Here is a 20,204-nt window from a genome sequence, read left to right on the forward strand (position 1 = left end):
GTTTCATAGCAGCTTAGCGCTCCTACAAAACGTGTTTAGATTCTTATAAAATATATCGACTCATATTCTTCACCAACGTCAATTGACAAAGAACCATAAAACATAACAAAGAGCTAAGTCCGCATTTTGTAGCGGCCTTAGCTCTTTGTTTTAGCTTTCAGCATTTAAATTCGTTTCCTCTTCAAGTTCTTTTAGACGTTCTTCAATTTGTGTTAAGTAAAGTTGGATATTTTTTTGGTGCGGTTCGATGGTTGTTTTCCAACTATCAATCGAATCTTTAATCTCAACCGATAGTTCTTTAATTAAAGCAGCACCTTCTTTTGATGTGTTAGCAATTTGTTCAGATAATGCTTTACCATTTAATTTAACGCGTTCTAATGCTGCTTTAGATTCTTCAACATGCTGTTTGATGTCTTCCCGCGTTTCTTGACCAGATTTTGGTGTTACAAGTAAAGTAGCTGCAGCGCTAACGACGCCTCCTGTTAAAACACCGAGTAGTAATGATTTTCCATTAGCCACATAATCCACTCCTTTCTCTTCTCTATCTATTATCTTCTCTTTATTCATTGAGGTCAAACCTCTTTTTAAAAATAAATATAAAAAATCCCCTTTGGAGGAGATTTTTTAAGCGAATTTAAAATTCGAGCGTTGTAAGATTGACTGTATAATCGGATAAAGGACAATGGTAAACACCACATTAAACAATACAGCAGGTAAGACAACACCAGCTACCATAACAGTAAATGCACCTTCCATTAGACCGATTACATAAAGTGCTAATGTTAGAAAAATGGTCCCACTCACAAACGTTCCAATCGCAACAAGTATAGGTGCTAATACTTTCTGGTTAACTTGTTTAGGTATAATTAACAATAAAGCAAAGAAAATGAATGCTGTAATTGGTTTTTCAATCAAATTAGATACCTGTCCTCCAGGTGCTGCGGTTGTTAATGCTGAAATAACGCCTGTTGCTAAACTAAGTACTAAAACATATTTCACATGTGGAAATAATAAAATACCTAAAAACATCATCGGAAGCATAATATCAGGCTTCATACCAAACAGAATAGGTGGTGCAATAATGTGTAACACAGCACCGATCCCCATAAATAATGCCAGTAATACTAAATCTTTTGTTCTCATGCTCATCTCTCCTCATCTAAACTCATTCGATTAACCATTTGTACACTGATTGTCAAATGCGTTAATTTCTAGATAGTATAACATATTACAGGTTATTGTAAATAAATTTACGTCACATTTTGTTGAATGGTTTCAGCCATTTCTGTAAGCTGTTCTTGGTCGTATTCTTCACTATGCGTAATCCATTTAGCATCATACCCATCATCTTCGTCATATCGAGGTATTAAATGAATGTGTAAGTGGAAAACAGATTGACCAGCTGCTTCTTTTGTATTATTTAATACATTGATCCCAGCTGGTTCAAAACTTTTCTCAAGTGCTTTGGCGATTTTCGGTATGCGAGCAAAAAGTGTACTCGCTGTTGCTTCATCTGTTTCATAAATATCTTTGACATGATTTTTAGGGATGACGAGCGTATGCCCTTTTGTTACTTGACTGATGTCCAAAAATGCTAAAACGTCATCATCTTCGTAAACTTTAGCAGACGGAATGTCACCGTTTATAATTTTACAAAAGATGCAGTTTTCATCACGTGCCATATCGAAGTCACTCCTTTATGATTTATGTTTTATATTTTACCATTGTTTCAGCAAGACGAGCAATGATAAGCGTTTTAGTTTGATTTGCATTCATCCTAAAAGGTGGTAAAATTCAGATAGGTTATATGAATGAACGGTTACTCGAAAGAATGAGGAGGAATAGGTAGTGAACTCGCTTTTAAATGTAGAAGGATTAAAGGGTGGTTATACACATAAAAATGTGTTGAAAGGTATATCATTTGATGTTTATCCGAATGAGATTGTTGCCTTAATTGGTTTGAATGGTGCTGGTAAAAGTACGACGATTAAACATATTATTGGCTTAATGCAAGAAAGGGAAGGCATGATTAAACTCAACCAGAAAGAATATCGAGAAGACCCTGAGCATTATCGTAAACAATTCGCTTATATACCTGAAATGCCACTTATTTATGATGAGTTAACTTTATATGAACATTTAAAGCTGACGGCTATGGTGTATGATTTAGATGAGGCGACATTTGATGAGCGTTTGCCTTTTCTATTAAAAGCGTTTCGTTTAGAAAAGCAATTAAATTGGTTTCCTAGTCATTTCTCTAAAGGGATGAAGCAAAAAGTGATGATTTTGTGTGCCTTTTTAATTGACCCTTCACTTTATATTGTAGATGAGCCGTTTGTGGGTTTAGATCCTTTAGGGATCCAAGCCTTTTTAGATCATATGGTCGAAAAAAAAGAACAAGGTGCAGGTATTTTAATGTCAACACACATTTTAGCAACGGCTGAGCGTTATTGTGATCGTTTTTTAATTATGCATGATGGTTTACTTCGTGCTTCTGGGACGCTCAAGGAATTACAAGAAGAATTTAATATGCCTCAAGCGACGTTGGATGATATATATATTCAACTGACAAAGGAGGCGTGAGGTATGTTTTCAAGTCGGACATTGTTTAAGTCTCGATTTAGAACGCATGTAAAAGAGATGATTCGCTATTTGCAATATATTTTAAATGGTCATATTGCGATTGCGCTTCTCTTTTTAATTGCAGCTGGTGCTGTTTACTATCAACAACTTTTAACGCAAATACCAGAAGATTTTCCAATTGCATTTGTTGTGAGTGTCTTATTTAGTTTAGTCGCACTACACAATCCCGTGCAAAACTTATTAAAAGAACCCGACCTGATTTTTCTTTTACCAAAAGAGAAGGCGTTAGCACCTTATTTCAATTATACATTAATCTATAGCTTTGTAATTCAACTTTATTTAGTGGCGATTTTAGCAAGTGTTCTTGCGCCGTTGTATGATGTAGGGGATTACTCTCTTTCTTATACATTACTGGTCGGAATCTTTATTCTTATGAAGGGTTGGCATTTCTTAGCCGGCTGGTGGATGTTGCGCCAGAGACAACCATTGATCAGATTTTTAAATCAAGCATTACGTTTTGGCTTTCAACTGGCACTTTTTTATTCGATGATAAACGGTTATCAGTTGATGGTCGTTGTATTTTTAGTCAGTTTATTTGCCTTGTTCTTCTATAATTATCACTTAACATATCACAAGCCTTTAGCAATGGACCTTCTAATCGACAAAGATCAAAAGCGAATGCAACGATTTTATGCACTGGCGAGCCTATTTACAGAAGTGCCCCATTTAAAATCACACGTAAAAAAACGAAAAATTATTGTTCAGCTATTAAAAAAACGCGTTCCATTCAAACAAGATGCAGCTTATGTGTATTTATATCGAATTGCATTTGTCCGAGCAGGTGATTATTTTGGTATTTATACACGAGTGATAATTCTTTCATTATTTGTGTTAGCTTATGCATCAAATGTATGGATGATTGCTGCATTAACGGTAGCCTTTTTATATATCGTTGGCATTCAATTGATGACACTCTTTTCTCACTTTAAAGCACAATTGTGGTTAGACCTTTATCCTGTTGGTAAAAAGACTCGAGAGAAGGCAGTTTCTCAATTAATCGAGCAATTGCTGTGGGTACAACTTGTCGTGTATCAAGTCCTCTTAATCAGTCAAAATGTTTCATTCTCGATTCTTTCGTTCTTATTCGGAAGTGTGTTCATTATCGGTTTCACGCGCTTCTATATCGATCGTATGTTAAAACGGACTGAATCCTAGTTAAGATTCAGTCCGTTTTGTCTTTACTTTGATTGATAGCTTTTTGTAATCTGTAAGAAAGTTTTCACCGCAATAAGCATGGCGCGTTCATCAAAATCAAACTTTGGATGATGATGAGGGTAGAATTGATCCTCAATTTGTGCGCCTGTAAAGAAGAAAGCGCCCGGTTTTTCTAATAAATAATATGAAAAGTCCTCAGCCGTCATGCTTGGCTTGACCCATTGTGCTTTTTTCACTTCTTGAATGTGCTCAGCGGCTTCTAAAGCACGTGCGGCTTCGGCTCTGTGATTGACAACAGGCGGATAACCTTTCTCATAATCAAGATGAAAGCTCACGTCATATCCTGTGCAAACTCCTGATATAATAGCATTCATTTCATCGATAATCTTATCTTGAACAGATGGATCAAATGTGCGCACAGTTCCACTTAACTGTGCTTGGTCAGCAATGATATTAAATGTATCACCCGCTTGGAATTTACCAATCGTGACAACAGCTGTATCTAAAGGATTGAGTCGTCTACTGACAATCTGTTGGAGTTGGTCAACTAATTGAGCGCCAATAATGACAGCATCCTTTGTTTCATGAGGCATCGCACCATGGCCACCTTTTCCTTGGATCGTCACATGGAACTTATCAGCGCCTGCCATGAATTCTTCAGGTGCTGTTTCAACAACGCCTAGTGGTGTACCTGACCATAGATGTGTGCCAAACACATAGTCCACATCTTCCAGTGCGCCGGAATCAATGATCGATTTCGCACCACCTGGTGGAAGTTCTTCTGCGTGCTGGTGAACAAGGACGATCTCACCTGCTAATTCATGTTCAATGGATTTTAAAAGTTTTGCGAATGTTAAAAGAATACTCGTATGACCATCATGACCACACGCATGCATCACGCCCTCTGTTTGAGATCGATAATCGACTGTTTTTTGATCGTGGATAGGTAAAGCATCAAAATCTGCACGAAAAGCAATCGTTTTGCCAGGTTTATGACCTTTGATTCGAGCAATGACACCATTGCCACCAACGTTTGTTTGATAAGGTATGTCGAGTTGATCGTAAAATGATGCGATATAGTTTGCTGTATCATATTCTTTAAATGAAAGTTCGGGATGTTGATGTAAGTAACGTCTTGTTTCAACTAATTGTTCAAAGTGTTGATCGACGTCATTTATGAGTTGTTCCCACATTAAAAATGTCCTCCTCGTTGTCTCTTTCTCATTATCATAACGTATTCTATTAATGGAAACAAAGTTTTGAAAAAAAGTGCTATAATGATTTGTAAATCGATGTAAAACAAAAAAGGAGATGAACAGATGGAACGACGCTTTTGGAAACCATTACTGGCTTTTAGTTTAATCGTTTTAGGGGTCTTATTAATTTTAAATAATATCGGAACCATTCAGTGGTCAGTCGATGAATGGTGGGAAATGGTGTACCCATTCTTAATTGTTTTAATTGGTCTTCATTGGGTGACGCAAGCTTATAAAGGGTTTAATGGGTTTGGTACACCTGTATTTTTAATTATTTTTGGGAGCTTACTCATACTTGATCGTCTAGGTTATATTACATTTAGTTTTTGGGACGTGTATCAATTATGGCCGTTGATTCTTATTTTTATCGGCCTGTCATTTTTAGGGATTAATAAACGTTGGAAGATGAAACGATTCAAAACATCTGATTATCATCATATGACCTTAGGTGAATATAAATTTAATGGACGAAACTGGAAAGTAGAGCCGATTTATATGAACCATTTTATTGGTTCGCACACACTTGATTTTACAGAAGCGGTTATTCCACAAAGTGATACACCGATCGTCCTCCACGGGCTAGCTGGTGAGATTGATGTGATCCTGCCAGATACGATTGAATTCAGTGTAAAGGCTCGAGTGAAAGCTGGTGAAATTAACGTTAATCAACAAACAGCTGAAGGGATTGGACGACATCTAACGTATCAAACGGCTGATTATGATGAAGCGGAACAAAGATTAACATTTGATTTACAGCTGACAGCAGGGTCAATTCAAGTTAAACAAAAGACGTCATAACCTGATCTCGGCGAAGTAAAAATGCTTTAGCTTTGTCTTAATTTGTCGTATAATAATGGTTTGATTACACCCTCCGAAAAGAAGAGGTGACCATTATGAAAAAACAAACAATCATACAAGATTTGTATCACTATATAAAGATGCGAACTTGGTTGAAAGTACTCGTTATCAGTCTATCGGCCGTATTTTTAATTAGTTTATCGCTATTTTTATTTATTATTTATGGTGGGGGATTGATCGTAGACGAAGAAGCATTAGTTTTACCCGCAACGACGTCGGTTGTGACAGAAGATGAGGAGTATGCGGGTCGACTGTTTACACAAAATCGTTCACTTGTTTCGTTAGATGAGATACCTGAACACGTTCAAAAAGCGTTTATCGCAGTAGAAGATGAACGCTTTTATTCACATGCGGGGGTGGATTTCAGGTCCGTTGTGCGAGCGATGTATCGCGACTTGATTGCTTTTGACAAAGTAGAGGGAGCTAGTACGATTACACAACAACTAGCCAAAAATTTATTTTTAGACAATACCCAATCTTGGATGCGAAAAACAAAAGAGGTTATGGCCTCGATCTATTTAGAGCGTCATTATACAAAAGACGATATTTTAGAACTTTATCTTAATGAAGTTTATTTTGCACACGGTATTTTTGGTGTTGATGCCGCGGCTGAATACTTCTTTAATAAACCAGTAGGAGATTTAAGCATTTCAGAAGGTGCTATGTTAGCCGGTATGGTGAAAGGCCCTAATATGTATTCACCTTATGTTGATGAAGAGCGTGCGTTAAACAGACGGAATCTCGTTTTAGCACAAATGGAACGTACGAATGTCCTGGATACAAATGAGCGGTTAGCCTTGCAAGGTCAGTCGCTCAACGTCACGCCTCAATCAAGTGATGGGGTGCCTTGGATCGATGATTATTTAGAAGCAGTCATTCGTGAAGCGGAAGACCGTTTTTTATTAACACGAGAAGAATTACAACGCGGCGGCTACACGGTCACCGTTCATATGGATACTGTTGCTCAACAAACAGCTTATGATTTGATGCAAGATGATGCGTTTTTCTACGGTTCAACAGATGATGTTGAGGCGGCATTTACGATGATTGATGCTAAGACCGGTCACTTAAGCGCTGTGATCGGTGGACGTGATTACAAAATTGGTGATGAACATCGTGCATTTAATGCGCATCAACCCGGTTCAGTCATGAAGCCGCTCGCTGTCTATGGACCGGCTTTAGAAGAGGGATATACCCCTTATCAATTCGTGGATGATGAACAAAACGACTTTGATGGTTACCGTGTTCAAAACGTCGATCAAGTTTATGACGGAGATGTGACGATGTATGATGCCCTTGCACGTTCTAAAAATACATCCGCTGTTTGGTTGCTCGATCAAATCGGTGTTTCAACAGGTAAAAACTATTTAGAAAAAATGAACTTAACGTTACCCGATGAGGGACTATCTATTGCATTAGGCGGGATTGAGCAAGGCTTCTCACCTATTCAAATCGCGGAAGGCTATCGAACGTTTATAAATAATGGTCAATTTCAGGAATCGTATACGATTAAGCACATCGTTGACAGAGACGGAAATGAAGTTGAGCCCACGCATTCGGTAAAACAAGAGCAAGTATTTAGCCCTCAAGCGTCTTGGGATATGGTGCGAATGTTAGAAGGTGTTGTGAATGAAGGTACTGCTCAAGCCGGTGATTTTAATAAAGCATTAGCAGGTAAAACGGGTACAACTGAGCATCCGCATGCACCAGGAAATGCAAAAGATGCGTGGTTTACAGGTTTAACACCTGAATATGTGACGACACTTTGGATGGGGTATGACAGGAGCGATGCCGATCACTATTTAACAAGAGGATCTGCTGCCCCGACAGAATTAACCAAAGCGATATTAACTGAAATTGATCAGCAACAAACGCTATCTGAGACGTTTACATCTCCTGATGGAATCAAAGATTTACCTGAACCGATCCGATTACCTAATGTAGATGATTTAGAAGTCGATCATACATTTGGTGGATGGCGATTGATTCGAGGTGAGTTAACTTGGACACCAGCAGAAGATGAGCGGATTGAGTACCATGTCTATCAAGAACAACCAGGTGACGATGAGTTGTTAGGAACGGTAGAAGGAACAGGAACGTTTAACTTAAACGATATGGGCTTATTTTCTGAAAATCATTATTATGTTATCCCGTATAATCCTTTAACAGAAGAATACGGGAATCCATCGAATACGGTTCGTTTATCATTATTTAATGAATGATTAAAAAAACCTTTACGTTGATATTTTCAATGTAAAGGTTTTTTGTGAGAAATTGGATTATGTTAAACTGTATAAAGAGAGATCATTACTATGAAAAGCAGGTGATAAAATGAAATTAACAACAGTTGGTTTTTGGGGTGGATACCCAGAACAAGGCGAGGCAACCTCTAGCTTTCTAATTGAAAAAGACGGGTTTAAATTGCTCGTTGATGCTGGTAGTGGGGCATTATCTCAACTACCTAAATACACAGATCCTTATAGTTTGGATGCGGTTATTCTGTCTCATTATCATCATGATCATATTGCAGATGTGGGTGTATTGCAATATCATATGCTCGTTCAAAATGGTGTTCGTCAAGCTGAGCGTGTGCTACCGATCTATGGTCATAACCACGACAAAGCCTCTTTTGACAGTTTGACACATCAGTTCACCACAGGTGTTGCTTATAATCCAGAGACCACTTTGAATCTGGGGCCTTTTGAGATTCAGTTTATGCCGACTGAACATCCGGTAACGTGTTTTGCGATGCGGATTACAGATGGTGAAGACACGATCGTATACACGGCTGATTCAAGTTATTTAGATGGTTTCATTGAATTTAGTGAAGGAGCCGATTTACTCATTACCGATTGTAACTTCTATGATGGACAAGATGGCAGCGCTAAAGGGCATATGAATGCTAAAGAGTGTGCTCACATTGCAAATCATGCGAATGTCGATACGCTCGTTCTGAGTCATCATCCACATTTCGGTGATCGCTCACAACTCGTCCCTGAGGCTCGTCGTTACTTTAACGGGCAAGTTGTCTTAGCTCACTCAGGTTACACGTGGCGTTCAAGTTGATTTTTACAATGAATTGAAATAGACTATTAATCAGAATCTGATATGGAGGGATGAAGGGTGAAGTTTATTGATAATGAAGGTGTGACAGATCCTTATATTAATCTAGCAATTGAAGAATATGTGTTGAATCATTTCGGTGAAGAAGATACGTATTTACTCTTTTATGTCAATCGTCCATCAATTATCATTGGACGTAATCAAAACACAATCGAAGAAATTAACACGAAATATGTTGATGACCATAACATTAAAGTTGTCCGTCGACTGTCTGGTGGAGGTGCTGTTTATCACGATGAAGGGAACTTAAACTTTAGCTTCATTACAAAAGATGACGGCAATAGCTTCCACAACTTTAAAAAATTCACCGATCCAGTCGTGGACGCTCTAAAAGCACTTGGTGTTCCTGCTGAGCTGAGCGGACGTAATGACCTACTTGCAGACGGAAGAAAAATTTCAGGAAATGCGCAGTTCACGAAAAAGGGTCGCATGTTCAGCCACGGGACACTCATGTTGAATTCTGAAATTGAGAATGTGGTCGAAGCATTGAACGTCAGCAATGAAAAGATTAAATCAAAAGGGATTAAATCGATTCGTTCACGTGTGGCTAATATTGTTGAATTCATGGACAAGCCGATTTCCATGGATGACTTTAAAGCACATATTTTAAAACACTTATTTGACGTTGAGGATTTAGATAACGTCCCACGCTATCAATTAACAGAACAAGATTGGCAAAACATTCATAAGATCTCAAAAGAACGTTATCAAAACTGGGATTGGAACTTCGGTAAATCACCTAAATTTGATATTCAAAAGTCTCATAAATTCCCAGCAGGTCTTGTTGATGTCAGAATGGATATCTCAAAAGGTGTTATTAAAAATTGCAAAATCTTCGGTGACTTCTTCGGTGTTGGAGATGTCAGTGTAATCGAGGAGCAGCTTATTGGCGCACGTTACCAAAAAGAAGCCCTTCAAGATGCATTAGAAGAGGTAGACGTTCCTCATTACTTAGGCAAGATCACACAAGAAGAGTTAATTGATTTGATTTATTAAGCTGTACAACCATATATAGTGTCAATAAAAACACGCAGGTGCTTGAGATTATCAATGAGCGCATGCGTGTTTTGTTTAGGGTCGATTTATATTGGTAAAACATACTGCATTTGAGTAAATATGACTAAATTATAAATGATTGACTTAAGAATATTCTTTTTTTAGCTTTAAAATCCTTCTTCATCAAATAAAAAAATAAAAATTATTAGGTAATTATGATCAAATAATGAACTTTATTGATTAATATGGCTTATTTTAGAATTATATGTATAATTGACATTATAGGATAATTTTACAATATATTCTATAATTTCTATTAGGAAGGATGTTGTTTAATGGTAGTAAGAACAAAAACATCCCATGACCTATCGCACAAAACAAAAGCCTATATTGCAGCTGAGAAGGATGGTATGTGGGGAACGCTAGTTTATGAAGAAGGAGAGAAAGAACCGGAATTTATTTTAAAAACACCCAGTAAGTTGATTGATATTATTTGTGAAACAAATGGTGAGAAATTACTATCTCGTCACGACAGTGCTAAGATATTGTGTGGTTTTAACAATAAAGCACCTGTTGCTCTCAGTGTTGCAAATAATCATTATTTTTTCCCAACTCATTCACCAAACAATCCATCTTGTTCTTGGTTTTCACACTCTCACATTAAAGAAATCCACAAAGGTAAATACGGTGATGCCATCGTGATGTTCAGGGACCATCAAAAATTAGAGGTGCCTATTTCAGCTGGCATTATGACAAATCAACTACACCGAACAGCACAATATCGTTATTTATTGCAAGAACAATTTAAGTCGATTAACCAAAAAGAAGCACTTCAATTTATGTTGAAAGCTTTAGGTTTTTCTTGTTAAATAAAACATTCGAATTCGTTTGTGCTCAAATGAATTCGGATGTTTTTTATAAATTTGATCGTTGATTATAAAGATTATCTTTGACGATCTATAAGACCGATCTCTATCCTCCATAACCCATCTCTTTTTCTTTTTGACGTTGGTACGTATCCTCATACCCGATCATCATAAGCTCTGTTAAAATCTGTTCGACTTTTTTACGAATAGCAGGGTTGAAATAGTGACGCTTTTCTTCTTTTTGTTTGCTAATAAATAAATAAGCTGTAAAGGTATCGTTCTTCTCAAGTGGTTCAACACTTACCTTTTCCTCATACATATATTTTCTTAGTTGTTGCCGTTCTGTTAAAGCGCGGTCTTCCATCATTTTTAATAATTCAAGATAAGGTTCTTTAATTTTCACCCCGTTTCCGGTTTCAATGGATGTGATGTCTTTTTGAATGACGGTGATGGCCATTGATAGAAATAGAAAGCGTGAAGCAAGAGCGTATTCGTGTTCGGTTAAATAGCGCATAGATGTCACTCCTTTTATCGAACGTATGTTCTTATTATATACCGAAAGCCGAAAAAATAAAAGTGTTATAAGTTAATTTTTTAAGGGAATAGGTCATAATAAGACGAGAATATACGAAATGTGTAAGGGGGTCACGTCATGATTGATGCAAACGAAATTACATTTGAATATATACGTGAGCTCCTAGATACAGGTGAATACGAACAATTAATTGAAACATTGTTATTTTTATATGAAGGATTTGGACCACTTCCAGGCATACTTATTCCGTTCGTTGAAACCTTCCTTCCTTTTTTACCTATTACCGTTATTGTCATGACCAACGCTGCGGCGTATGGATTACTTAGAGGTTTTCTTTATTCATGGATTGGTGAAAGTATTGGGTCAATCGCTGTATTTTTATTGATTCGTCGGTTTAGTCATATTACGGTGCTTCGTTGGATTCATTCTAATCGACAAGTGAAGCGGATTACATCATGGGTGGAAAGACGAGGGTTTGGGCCTTTATTTATATTATTATGTTTTCCTTTTTCGCCATCATCGCTTATTAATCTAGTAGCAGCATTATCGAGAATCAGTTTAGTGCAATTTGCTTTAGCGATCTTTCTAGGAAAGACTGTTATGATCTTCTCACTCGCTTATGTAGGGAGTAGTTTAATGTCGTTTGCTGAAAACCCTGTTCGAACGATTCTAGTGGCGATGGGTATTTCACTCTTTTGGTTATTAGGAAAGTATATTGAGCGTTTGTTGTTTAAAAAAGGAGAAATTGATACCACCCAAAAAGCCCATTAATGGAGGGGGTTCACGTGAAAGACTCAGTCAATTATTGGCACTTGTTAAAGGTGATGTCGACTGTTTTAATACTTGTTTTATTGATGAAAGTTTACGTGTTCTCAAGCTTTTTAGTCGAAGGACACTCGATGGAAGCCACTCTATATGATGGGAATATGATTTTAGTTAATGAGATGATTTATCATTATCAAGATATAGACCGCTTTGATGTCATTGTTTTTAAGCAGAATGATGAGTATTATGTTAAACGCATTGTCGGCCTTCCAGGGGATCAAGTTGGTTATCAAGAAGGGGCGCTTTATGTTAATGGTTCACGTATAGATGAACCATATCTTTATTCAACCTACGACGCGCAATATGTTTTAGATTTTACGTTACAAGATTTAACAAGTGAACAGGTGGTACCGAGTCATCATGTGTTTGTTTTAGGTGATAATCGGACGAGAAGCTTAGATAGTCGCCAGTTAGGTTTCATTCCGAAACACGATATTGTCGGGAAGGTAGAGTATAGGTACTGGCCTTTTTCCCTTTTTGAATTTCAGATTCGTCACTAAATTGAGCTAAAATATGTTAAAATTGAACACAACAAGCAGAACAAATGATCGATTTTAAAGAGGGAGGTCTTGTTGTGTCCATACGTATGTTAGTAGGTCCTGTTACGGCAAATAAAAGTCAAGTTTGCGTTCAAGAGATTCAAGAAAAGTTGCGCGATGAACCTTATGGCACACCGATTATTTATTTAGTCCCTGAACAGATGACGTTTCAAAAAGAATATCAATTATTAGAAGCACCTGACATAAAGGGGAGTATTCGCGCACAAGTGTTGAGCTTCTCTCGTCTAGGTTTTCGAGTGATGCAAGAATGTGGGGGTGCCACGAAATCGTTTATCACCTCAACCGGCATTCAAATGATGTTACGAAAAATTATTGAAGAGAAAAAGACAGACTGGCAAATGTTTAATAAATCAATTGAAAAGAAGGGCTTTATTGAACAGCTTGAAGCGATGATTACAGAATTTAAACGTTATCAAGTGACACCAGAGGATTTGACGGCACAAATCGATCATGAAGAGGTGTCAGGACGTGTTGGGTCGTTAACGAAAAAGCTAGAAGATCTTCATTACATATATGAGCAATTAACACACGTGCTCGCTCATCAGTACATTGATGGAGAAGACAGGCTCTCTATTCTCGCTCAGAAAGTAAAACAGTCCAATTACTTAAAGAATGCCATTATTTATGTCGATGGATTCCACCGTTTCACGCCACAAGAGCAAAGCGTCATTAGTGAGTTGATGATGCATGCTGGTGAGATGACATTTACCTTAACGATGGATGAAGTAAGTGATCAAAAAACGGATGTTGATTTATTTAGCCAAACGAAAGAAACGATGAATCAAATCAAAGCGTTAGCAAATGAACAAAAACAACAGGTGCGCGTCCAGTTCGTCAATGAACCAGCGGAAACGGCTCCGTTTTTAACGCATTTAAAGGATCACTTCGACCAGCGACCAGCACCTGAATTTACCAGTCCAGCTCCTATTCAGATCGCACATGCTGTACACCCACGTGCAGAAGTTGAAGGCGCGGCTCAAGAGATTTTAAGCTTAGTGCGTGATCATGACTATCGCTACAAAGATGTGGCTATTTTAATGCGTGATGAGTCACTGTATCATGATTTAATCAAAACGATTTTTAAGGATTATCAAATTCCTGTGTTCTTAGATGAAAAACGTCCAATGATCCATCATCCACTCATTGAGTTGATTCGATCTGGACTCGATGTTGTGTTGACGAATTGGCGCTATGATGCTGTTTTTCGTATGTTAAAAACAGGCCTTATTAGGTCGAGTGATGAGAAAGCCCCACTTGACCAGGATGCGATCGATACATTAGAAAATTATGTGCTCGAATATGGCGTTAGAGGGCGTCATCAATGGTTGAGTGATGATACATGGGTCTTTCAACGTTTTAAAGGGTTTGACCAAGCAACCCAAACAGATCAAGAGCGGCAGACTCAAGAACAAATCAATGCGTATAAAAACCAAGTCAAACGTCACTTAAAAGCATTTGATGAAGGAATCCGAGAAGCCAAAACGGTTAAGGAAAAGGCAATTGTCCTCTATGAATGGCTTGAGACCTTAGGTGTTGGTGAAACCTTAAATGAGTGGCAAGACCAATTTGAACAAAACAATCAAGTTGAACAAGCAAATGAACAAGAACAAGTGTGGCAGTCTGTGATTCAACTGTTGGATGAAATGGTTGAAATCATTGGGGATGACTCTCTATCGAATCAGCTGTTTTATCAAACGCTTGAAGCGGGACTCGATACATTGACGTATTCACAAGTGCCACCTACGCTAGATCATGTTGTGGTCGCTTCAATTGATCGTTCACGATTATCCAATGTAAAAGTCGCGATGCTTTTAGGGGTCAATGAAGGCATCTGGCCTCAAAAGCCGACCGTCGATACGGTCTTATCAGAAGAGGAGCGTCTATTGCTAGAGCATCAAGGAATAACATTAGCAGACAGTGAGACGCAACAGCTAATTGATGATTGGTTTTATATTTACTTGGCGACAACGCTTGCGAGTGACAGGCTTTGGATGAGTTATCCGTTAAGTGATACAGAAGGAAAGGCTAAGATGGCTTCGTCAGTCATCAAACGCGTCCAAAGTCTATTCCCTAACTTGCCACCTTCATTATTATTACAAGATCCTGAAGAGATGGTGGATGTGAATCGTTTTATTACAACGAAGGATAAAACACTCGCAGCCCTAACAGCACAACTCGCTAAGTATAATCGCTATTATTCAATTGATGATGTGTGGTGGAGTGTGCTGAATTGGTATTTAGACCGGTCCGATACAGATCCAACGATTGAAACAACGTTATCAAGTTTATTTTATCGAAATCAACCTGTTTCGTTATCAGAAGAGACGGTTAACCGTATTTATCCAAAACAGATTAAAGCAAGTGTATCGCGTATGGAAATGTATCATCGTTGTTCATATCAACATTTTGCACAATATAGTTTGCAATTAAATGAACGACGGACATATAAGCTGGACGCTCCTGATATCGGTCAACTCTTCCACGAAGCACTTAAGACGATTACGGAATGGATTCAAGGAGAGAATCGTCAATTTAAAGATATCTCAAAACAAGAGGCTTACCAATATGCGAATCAGGCGATGACGCATTTAGCCCCTATATTACAACATCAAATATTGCATAGTTCGAATCGCTATCAATACATGAAAACAAAATTAGAGAAAATTATTGCAAGGGCGACGTATGTATTAAGCGAACAATCAAGACGCAGTGACTTTTCGCCTGTTGGCATGGAAGTTGGATTTGGACTACCTAATAGCCCGCTTGATCCTGTTCAGCTCTCATTACCGAACGGGTATGATTTAGTGTTAAGAGGACGAATTGATCGCGTTGATCAAGCGTCATTCGATGATCAGTTGTACCTTCGAATTATTGATTATAAATCGAGTCAAACGGGCTTAAATTTATTAGATGTTTACTATGGTTTAGCTTTACAAATGTTAGCTTATCTTGATGTTATTTTAACGAATGCAACGAAGTGGCTTAATCAACCGGCTCACCCTGCAGGCGTGCTTTATTTTCATGTTCATGACCCGATTTTGTCTGAAAAAACAGCACTCAAACCTGAAACAATTGAAGATCGATTGTTCAAATCATATAAAATGAAAGGTTTGTTAATCGATGACGAGCAAATTGTGAAAAAGATGGATACGGATTTAGACTCAGGCCACAGTCCAGTCATCCCAGCTGCTTTGAAAAAGGATGGCTCCTTTAGAAGCGGGTCGCAGGTAGCGAGCTCTGAAACCTTTGAAGCACTGCAAAATTATGTGCGAGATATGATCACGCAGGCAGGTGTCCAAATTACAACGGGGGAAGTCGATTTAAATCCTTATCGTGACGAAAATCGGACAGCTTGTGAGATGTGTACATTTAAATCAGTATGCCAGTTTGATGCAAGTATCCCGGGGCACGATTATCGTCAACTTCCAAAAGTGAGTGATGATGTTCTATTAAAAGAGATGATGGAAAGGGGGAGTCGTGATGCCTAAGTGGACAGAACAGCAGTCAGAAGCTATTTTTACAAAAGGGCAAGATACCTTAGTGGCGGCTGCGGCTGGTTCAGGAAAAACAGCCGTATTGGTCGAGCGCATTATTCAAAAAGTTATTTCAACCAAAGATGCTGTTAATATAGATGAGTTATTAGTTGCGACGTTCACCAATGCAGCAGCTCAGGAAATGCGGAATCGAGTGGCGCAAGCGCTAGAGTCAGCACTGGAAGATAATCCCGATTCAAATCATTTGAAGCGTCAGTTAACATTATTACAACAGGCACAGATCTCAACGTTACACTCGTTTTGCTTGGATCTCGTGAAGCGATACGCGTATTTGCTTGATATCGATCCAGGATTTAGAATCGCAGATGATATTGAATCAGATCTATTAAGGCAAGAAGTGATGGAAGACTTATTTGAAGAGTGGTACGGGGAAGATTTTCAGGACAGGGAAGCTTTTTTTGAATTAGTTGAGCGTTTTTCAAGTGATCGAAGTGATCAACAAATTGAATCGTTAATCCTAAAACTTTACGATTTTGCTAGACAAAACCCTTGGCCAGAATCATGGTTAGATCAAGTTGCAGATACGTATCAGATTTCAGCAGATGATAACGAAGATGACTTTGAATGGTTGAAGCTGTTAAAACGTGATGTCAAAGATCAACTCGATCGATCGGAGACGCTTTTACATCAAGCGCTTGATTTGACAAGAGAACCAGATGGACCTTACAAATATGCAGATGCGTTGGACTCAGATTTATCTTTCATTCAGAGATTGAAAGGTGCTTCAAGCGATTGGGAAGCGTTACGTAAAGAATTTGAGCAACTAAAATTTGTGACGTTGTCTGGAAGAGGTATGGAATGTGATCCTGTCAAACAAGAGCGTGTCAAAACATTACGTGACAAAGTTAAAAAGATTATCCAAGGTTTAAAAGATGAACTATTCGCGCGCTCCCTAAACGATCAATTTGAAGACATGAATCAATTGTATCCAACGATCCATCAACTTGTCTCGTGTGTAAAGCAATTTAAACAAAGTTATCAAGAACTTAAAAAGGAAAAAGGACTTGTTGATTTTTCTGACCTTGAACACTTTGCGCTGACGATTTTAATTGATCACACAAAGACAGGATTAGCGCCTTCAGAGGTTGCTTTATCTCTACGAAATCAGTATAAAGAAGTATTAGTTGATGAGTATCAAGATACGAATATGGTTCAAGAATCGATTTTACAGTTAGTGAGTGATGAAGAACCAGGGAACTTATTCATGGTAGGCGATGTTAAGCAAAGTATCTATCGTTTCCGTCATGCTGAACCGTCATTGTTTATTCAAAAGTATAAGGACTATCAAAAAGAGGGGAATTCTGGTAAGCGGATTGACTTGGCCAAAAATTTTAGAAGTCGAAAAGAAATTTTGCGAGCAACCAATTACGTTTTTAGACAGGTGATGGATGAAAAAATTGGTGAAATCGCTTATGACGAAGATGCAGAGCTCATTTATGGAAATGATAACTATGATAATGCGAATCAAGATGATGTCGAAACAGAACTTGTCATTCTTGATCGTTCTGATTACAAAACAGAAGAAAGTGAATCAGATGGTGAAACAGCGTTAGATTTAACGAAAGCAGAGCTTGAAGGCCGCACCTATGCTAAACGGATCAAAGAGTGGGTGGGATCGAATGAGACACCGCCACGTTTGGTATTTGATAAAGATAGTGGGGTTTCTCGTCCCGCTGCTTATCGTGATATTGTGATTTTAATGCGTTCATTGACATGGGCACCTACGATTATGGAAGAATTAAAAAAAGAAGGGATCCCTGTTTATGCTGAATTATCAACTGGGTATTTAGAAGCGATTGAGATCAAAGTGATGATGAGTTTATTGAAAGTGATCGATAACGCCAAGCAAGATATTCCGTTAGCGAGTGTGTTAAAGTCACCAATTGTAGGGATCAATGAAGAAGAATTGGCTCAAATTCGATTACAAGACCCTAAAAACAGTTATTATGAAGCGTTGACACAGTTTGTCCAAGAGCAAGAAGAAGGCAAGTTAAAGAATCAATTAACGCGTTTTCTCACTCAACTCACTCAGTGGAGAACCGAAGCAAGGCAAGGAAGTTTAAGCGAATTAATTTGGAAGATCTATAGAGAAACGGGCTATTATGACTTCGTAGCAGGTATGCCTGGTGGACGTCAACGACAAGCGAATTTACGCGCATTATACGACCGGGCACGAAGTTATGAAGAGACATCGTTTCGGGGATTGTTCCGTTTCTTACGTATGATTGAAAGAATGGAAGAACGTGGTGATGACTTAGGAGCCGCTCGTGCACTTGGTGAGCAAGAAGATGTTGTTAGAATCACGACGATTCACAAAAGTAAAGGTCTTGAATACCCGATTGTCATTTTAGGTGCGCTAGGTAAGCAGTTTAATCAACAAGACTTAAAAGATCGCTATTTACTACACAAAGATTTAGGGTTTGGTAGTAAATGGATCGATATAGAAAACCGATTGATGTACCCGACGTTATTATACCATGCAGTGAAAAGTTATATGAAGCAAGAATTATGGGCAGAAGAAATGCGTGTGTTATATGTTGCGATGACACGAGCAAAGGAGAAGCTCGTCATGATTGGAACACTTAACTCATTTGAAAAGACAAAAGAGAAATGGCAAGACATACTCAACCAACAAACATGGACCCTTCCAGATGCGCATCGCTTGGAAATGGATACGTATTTAGATTGGATTGCGATGAGTTTAATTAGACATCAAAGCGGGTCTCTATTAAGAAATGATGAATTCGAGCAACAAATATCTACGGAGATAGCAGATGATTTATCGAGTTGGATCGTCAAAACAGATCAGGTCAAGTCTCGCTCATCATTATCAAAAGATAAAAGTGAAGATACGGTTGATTTAAAACAAGTTATTCAAAATCGTCAGCCGGTAAAGGTAACAAAACCAGGACTTGACCAGTTTGTTGATGAGCGATTGTCGTATGAATATCCTTATCAAGATGCGACCCGTTACCGAGCCAAACAAACCGTAACAGAAATTAAACGCCAGAATGAAACAATTGATGACTATGCCGCAACGGATATTCAGAAACCTTATAAACGTTCGATTATTCAACGTCCTCAATTTATGCAAGAAAAGAAAACGCTGAGCCCTCAAGAGTTTGGTACAGCGATGCATACGTATATGCAACATTTAAATTTTAATAGAAGTTGGGACAAATTGCAGCTAGAACATTTTGCTGAAACACTGGTTGAACGTGAGTTATTAGAAGCATCTCAAGCAATAGCTCTCGATTTTGATTCTATTGAAGCGTTTTTAACATCTGATCTAATGACGATACTTTCCTCAGCAGATGTGATTGAACGTGAGGTTCCGTTTAGTTTGATGCTTAATGCAGATACTGTTTATAAAGATTGGCAATCGAATGAGAATGATCAATTATTTGTTCAAGGGATCATCGATTTGCTTGTTAAAACAGAGGAAGGTTGGGTGATTATCGATTATAAAACAGATAAAATCCACCAATCAGTCGATGAAAATGAACGACAACGATTGAGAGGACGTTATCAAACACAAATAGACTTATATTCAAAAGCGATTGAGAAAATACTCGGTCATGAAATTAAAAAACGTTACCTCTATTTCTTCGACCAAGCATTCGTGCTTAAACTATAAAAAAAGTTTGTGAAAAAATTATCAAAAGGTGGGCGTTTAGCTGTTATAGAGAGCTGAACGCCCACCTTTTTTGTATGTGAAAACGGCATGATGTTGGGATGAATTGACAATATTTTATTGACAGAAGCAAATTGCATGATAAAATAAAACTACCTAATTGATAATGAATCTCATTATCAAACAATACATAGAGATA

General features: G+C 38.0%; 16 protein-coding genes. 11 read left to right on the plus strand and 5 right to left on the minus strand.

What is annotated here, in order from left to right; all coding sequences use genetic code 11:
• Positions 1–150: 150 nt before the first annotated feature.
• The 3 genes from BLR62_RS10075 to BLR62_RS10085 form a co-directional block, all read right to left on the minus strand.
• A complete protein-coding gene (locus BLR62_RS10075; protein ID WP_090796677.1) occupies positions 151–519 on the minus strand; it encodes a YtxH domain-containing protein in 369 nt (122 codons plus the stop codon).
• 105 nt (positions 520–624) lie between these two features.
• Positions 625–1,143 (minus strand): tryptophan transporter, encoded by a 519-nt coding sequence (locus BLR62_RS10080; RefSeq protein WP_090796501.1) that lies wholly within the window; start codon positions 1,141–1,143, stop codon positions 625–627.
• 107 nt (positions 1,144–1,250) lie between these two features.
• Complete coding sequence (locus BLR62_RS10085) at positions 1,251–1,682, minus strand: HIT family protein (protein WP_090796502.1); 432 nt, start codon at positions 1,680–1,682, stop codon at positions 1,251–1,253.
• A 166-nt stretch (positions 1,683–1,848) separates the two neighbouring features.
• Here BLR62_RS10085 and BLR62_RS10090 point away from each other — a divergent pair, with 166 nt between their 5' ends.
• Together BLR62_RS10090 and BLR62_RS10095 are read left to right on the plus strand one after the other, a co-directional pair.
• Positions 1,849–2,583: an ABC transporter ATP-binding protein gene (locus tag BLR62_RS10090; protein ID WP_090796505.1), complete on the plus strand. Its 735-nt coding sequence runs from the start codon at positions 1,849–1,851 to the stop codon at positions 2,581–2,583.
• Positions 2,584–2,586: 3 nt separating this feature from the next.
• On the plus strand, positions 2,587–3,798 hold the full coding sequence (locus BLR62_RS10095; protein WP_090796508.1) for an ABC transporter permease: 1,212 nt from the start codon (positions 2,587–2,589) through the stop codon (positions 3,796–3,798).
• A 23-nt stretch (positions 3,799–3,821) separates the two neighbouring features.
• On the opposite strand, the gene BLR62_RS10100 is transcribed toward BLR62_RS10095, so the two are convergent.
• A complete protein-coding gene (locus tag BLR62_RS10100) occupies positions 3,822–4,991 on the minus strand; it encodes a M20 metallopeptidase family protein (RefSeq protein ID WP_090796510.1) in 1,170 nt (389 codons plus the stop codon).
• A gap of 126 nt (positions 4,992–5,117) precedes the next feature.
• Here BLR62_RS10100 and liaF point away from each other — a divergent pair, with 126 nt between their 5' ends.
• The 5 genes from liaF (at position 5,118) to BLR62_RS10125 (ending at position 10,900) form a co-directional block, all read left to right on the plus strand.
• Positions 5,118–5,852, plus strand: coding sequence for a cell wall-active antibiotics response protein LiaF (gene liaF, locus BLR62_RS10105; RefSeq protein WP_090796512.1), 735 nt, complete (start codon positions 5,118–5,120; stop codon positions 5,850–5,852).
• Between the two features lie 95 nt (positions 5,853–5,947).
• Positions 5,948–8,134, plus strand: coding sequence for a transglycosylase domain-containing protein (locus BLR62_RS10110; protein ID WP_090796515.1), 2,187 nt, complete (start codon positions 5,948–5,950; stop codon positions 8,132–8,134).
• A gap of 109 nt (positions 8,135–8,243) precedes the next feature.
• On the plus strand, positions 8,244–8,978 hold the full coding sequence (locus tag BLR62_RS10115; protein WP_090796517.1) for an MBL fold metallo-hydrolase: 735 nt from the start codon (positions 8,244–8,246) through the stop codon (positions 8,976–8,978).
• A gap of 57 nt (positions 8,979–9,035) precedes the next feature.
• Positions 9,036–10,031 carry a lipoate--protein ligase gene (gene lplA / locus BLR62_RS10120; RefSeq protein ID WP_090796519.1) on the plus strand — a complete coding sequence of 332 codons (996 nt, stop codon included), beginning with the start codon at positions 9,036–9,038 and terminating at the stop codon, positions 10,029–10,031.
• A 335-nt stretch (positions 10,032–10,366) separates the two neighbouring features.
• A complete protein-coding gene (locus BLR62_RS10125) occupies positions 10,367–10,900 on the plus strand; it encodes a competence protein ComK (RefSeq protein ID WP_090796522.1) in 534 nt (177 codons plus the stop codon).
• Between the two features lie 103 nt (positions 10,901–11,003).
• On the opposite strand, the gene BLR62_RS10130 is transcribed toward BLR62_RS10125, so the two are convergent.
• The gene (locus tag BLR62_RS10130) at positions 11,004–11,411 is read right to left on the minus strand and encodes a YhjD family protein (RefSeq protein ID WP_090796523.1); all 408 of its coding nucleotides are present in this window, start codon (positions 11,409–11,411) and stop codon (positions 11,004–11,006) included.
• Between the two features lie 138 nt (positions 11,412–11,549).
• On the opposite strand from BLR62_RS10130, the gene BLR62_RS10135 reads away from it, so the two are divergent.
• The 4 genes from BLR62_RS10135 (at position 11,550) to addA (ending at position 20,008) form a co-directional block, all read left to right on the plus strand.
• Positions 11,550–12,203, plus strand: a complete 654-nt coding sequence (locus BLR62_RS10135) for a TVP38/TMEM64 family protein (RefSeq protein ID WP_090796526.1) — start codon at positions 11,550–11,552, stop codon at positions 12,201–12,203.
• A gap of 14 nt (positions 12,204–12,217) precedes the next feature.
• Positions 12,218–12,757: a signal peptidase I gene (gene lepB, locus BLR62_RS10140; RefSeq protein ID WP_245719451.1), complete on the plus strand. Its 540-nt coding sequence runs from the start codon at positions 12,218–12,220 to the stop codon at positions 12,755–12,757.
• 74 nt (positions 12,758–12,831) lie between these two features.
• Positions 12,832–16,305 (plus strand): helicase-exonuclease AddAB subunit AddB, encoded by a 3,474-nt coding sequence (addB, locus tag BLR62_RS10145; protein WP_090796528.1) that lies wholly within the window; start codon positions 12,832–12,834, stop codon positions 16,303–16,305.
• The gene (gene addA, locus BLR62_RS10150; protein ID WP_090796531.1) at positions 16,298–20,008 is read left to right on the plus strand and encodes a helicase-exonuclease AddAB subunit AddA; all 3,711 of its coding nucleotides are present in this window, start codon (positions 16,298–16,300) and stop codon (positions 20,006–20,008) included. Before addB ends, addA begins: the two co-directional genes overlap by 8 nt.
• Positions 20,009–20,204: the final 196 nt, after the last annotated feature.

This window comes from Pelagirhabdus alkalitolerans (genome assembly GCF_900096905.1).
Lineage (GTDB): Bacteria > Bacillota > Bacilli > Bacillales > Amphibacillaceae > Pelagirhabdus > Pelagirhabdus alkalitolerans.